Source organism: uncultured Succinivibrio sp. (genome assembly GCF_902756765.1).
GTDB lineage: Bacteria > Pseudomonadota > Gammaproteobacteria > Enterobacterales > Succinivibrionaceae > Succinivibrio.
Map to the genome: position 1 here is coordinate 1 of NZ_CACVSS010000159.1, position 2,904 is coordinate 2,904.

The 2,904-nt window shown below is 42.0% G+C and carries 3 protein-coding genes; all 3 read left to right on the plus strand.

Translation table 11 applies throughout. From position 1 onward, the window contains the following. The first annotated feature begins 157 nt into the window (after positions 1 to 157). The 3 genes from QZU45_RS11875 (at position 158) to QZU45_RS11885 (ending at position 2,874) form a co-directional block, all read left to right on the plus strand. Positions 158 to 694 carry a hypothetical protein gene (locus QZU45_RS11875; RefSeq protein WP_295355564.1) on the plus strand — a complete coding sequence of 179 codons (537 nt, stop codon included), beginning with the start codon at positions 158 to 160 and terminating at the stop codon, positions 692 to 694. A 133-nt stretch (positions 695 to 827) separates the two neighbouring features. Next, on the plus strand, positions 828 to 1,904 hold the full coding sequence (locus QZU45_RS11880) for an MmcQ/YjbR family DNA-binding protein (RefSeq protein WP_295355566.1): 1,077 nt from the start codon (positions 828 to 830) through the stop codon (positions 1,902 to 1,904). A gap of 85 nt (positions 1,905 to 1,989) precedes the next feature. Continuing rightward, positions 1,990 to 2,874 (plus strand): DMT family transporter, encoded by an 885-nt coding sequence (locus QZU45_RS11885; protein WP_295355568.1) that lies wholly within the window; start codon positions 1,990 to 1,992, stop codon positions 2,872 to 2,874. Positions 2,875 to 2,904: the final 30 nt, after the last annotated feature.

The following is a 2,904-nucleotide window of genomic DNA, read 5'->3' on the forward strand; positions in this document are numbered from 1 at the left end:
AAATAATAATCATTTGAAAAGCCTTCTGATTTGTTTCAGTTGGCTATATCCATCTTTGCCAAAAAGCTAATTCCGTGCAATTTTTTCTGTAAGATTTACTCCATTTTCGATCCTAAAATACCTCTATCCTTTTCTGTAGATTAAACGTGAGACGATCATGGAAAATATAAGTGTAAACGGAAAAAACTACTCCATTACAAAACTATTAGGTCATGGCAAAGGCGGTTATTCCTACCTTGCAGAGGACAGTGATCATCAGAAGTTTGTCCTCAAACAGATACACCATGAGCCTTGCGACTATTACACTTTTGGCAACAAGATCGAAGCCGAGAGAAACGACTATGAACGTCTGAAAAATGCAGGTATCAGAATTCCTAGTATGGTTGATCTTGATGTTGAAAACGAACGTATCCTCAAGGAATACATTGAAGGTGATACCATTTACGACAGAGTAAAAGCAAATCTCAGTGTTGCAGAATATCTGCCGCAGATACGAGAGATGGCAGCCAATGCCCAAAGCAGTGGCCTTAACATAGATTATTTTCCAACCAACTTTGTGGTCAGAAACGGTCTAATCTACTACGTGGACTACGAGTGCAACTCCTACATGGAGGAGTGGAATTTTGAAAACTGGGGCATAAAATACTGGTCAAGAACACCTGAATTTGAAGACTATCTGAAAAAACATCCTTAATAATCTCTATTCAGGCCTTTTCTGCTGGTATACAGGCCAGCAGCTTTTGTATTAATTCCTCCTCAAATGTAACATACCGACTCTAATCTGCTAGGATCACACAAAGACAGTACACAAAAGCAGGTGCCTTATCATGGAGCTGGAAAGCAAAATCTTTGAGAGAAAAACGGTAATTGAGTCCGCGCTCATACCATACGGTTTTCAAAAGACCAATAAAGGCTACCTCTATACCAAAGATTTTCTTAAAGGAGCCTTTAAGGCGCAGGTTATAATCACTTCAGGCGGAGTAGTGTCAGGCAAGGTTATCGATAACGGAACTGATGAGGAATATATCCTGCTCCATGTGGAAAATCAGAGCGGCGCCTATGTAGCAAAAGTAAGAAAAGCCTATACCTTAATTCTTAAAGATATTGCCGCAGCCTGCTTTCGAACCAATCCTTTCCTCAAGCCTCAGTCCAATCGTCTAACACTCAGTATTGAGTGTCAATATCAGGAGAAACCAGACTATCCTTTTGCAAAACTTCCAACCTATGGAGTCTTCAGATATCCTGCAAACAGAAAGTGGTATGCTCTGATCATGAATCTTAAGCGCGCTCTGGTAGACAAAGAGTGTACCGGCAGACAGAAAGACGAAATCGTTGAAGTGCTTAACCTTAAGATTGAAGAGAACTCAGAGCAGGATCTTCTGAAGATAAGAGGCATATATCCTGGGTATCACATGAACCGCGCTCACTGGATCAGTATTATTCTCGATGATTCCTTAGAGGATGAGTTCATTCTCACCCTTATCGACAAAAGCCGTACCTTTGCAGTTGGCGGCAAAGCCAGAGCTAAAGGAAAGAAAGAGCACTGGATTATTCCTGCAAATCCAGAGTTCTTCAATGTGATTGAGTATTTTTCCTCCAGCAGTGAAGTAGTCTGGAAACAGAGCTCAAGACTCACCGCAGGTGATATAGCCTACATATATGTTACTAGTCCTCACTCTGAAATCCGCTTTGTGTGTGAGGTGCTGCAGACTGATATTCCTTACGAGTATCAGGATCAGAACCTAACTATGAAAAAGGCGGTGAAACTTAAGGTTCTAAAGGAAATTCCTCATGGATTATGCCCCATCAGCAAGATGCGCGAGCTAGGTGTAAAAGCAGTTCGCGGACAGCGTACCGCATCGGCGGAACTTACAGCATATCTAAAAGAGAGGAGTTCTCTCTAAGTCGCCTTTTGCCTCCATTAAAGGCCTCTGCTCATAACAGCCTGCCGGCATGTTACAATAACATCTCGAATAACAGGTTAATCTTATGACATCTAAAATAATAATCGGGCACCTATATGCCATTTTCATCATCGTTGTATGGGGACTTACCTTTGTCAGCAGCAAGATTCTGCTCAGAGACTTTACTCCGGTAGAGATCCTGTTTGACAGATTCTTACTTGCAACCCTAGCACTGTTTGTGGTGTGCCCTAAGTCGCTGAAGTTCATTTCCTGGAAAGTGGAGCTTTATTCTGCTCTGGTGGGCTTCTTTGGCATCACCCTTTATTTTGTCTTTGAGAACAACGCGCTCATATACACAAACGCAGCCAATGCCAGTCTGATTGTCTCAACCTCTCCATTCTTTGTGGGGCTTTTGAACTATTTTCTGGATAAGGACAAGCCAAACTTAAACTTCTTCATCGGCTTTGTGGTAGCTATTATTGGCATCTTCTTCCTGTCATTCGGCTCAATGTCCATGAATATCAATCCAATAGGAGATCTGATGGCAATCGGCAGTGCCGTGGTCTGGGGTTTTTACAACTTATTTGTTGTCAAACTGCAGAGAATGCACATCTCAAGCTTTACCATTACCGCAAAATCCTTCTTCTACTCGGTTGTACTGACCTTACCTTTAATGTTTGAAGATTACAGCATCAAGGCAGACCGACTTATAGAGCCGATTAATCTTATAAATTACGGTTTCCTTGCCCTCCTGGCCTCATCTTTAAGCTTCTTTCTGTGGTCAAAATCCATTGAATACATAGGTTCTATGAAAACCAACGTTTATATCTACGGTATTCCGGTGGTAACTGCTATTGGCGCAGTCTTTATTCTGGATGAGAAATTCAATATCTACAGTGCCATCGGTATGACACTGGCTATTGGGGGGCTGGTTATATCCCAGCTAAAAAAGAAACAGAGAGCAGCTTAAGGCAGAGTCCTGCCTGAACGGCAGGACATA

What these genes read in the sequence shown, in the direction of transcription:
- QZU45_RS11875 (WP_295355564.1), top strand. Translation starts at nt 158, where the DNA reads ATGGAAAATATAAGTGTAAACGGAAAAAACTACTCCATTACAAAACTA.
- QZU45_RS11880 (WP_295355566.1), top strand. Translation starts at nt 828, where the DNA reads ATGGAGCTGGAAAGCAAAATCTTTGAGAGAAAAACGGTAATTGAGTCC.
- QZU45_RS11885 (WP_295355568.1), top strand. Translation starts at nt 1,990, where the DNA reads ATGACATCTAAAATAATAATCGGGCACCTATATGCCATTTTCATCATC.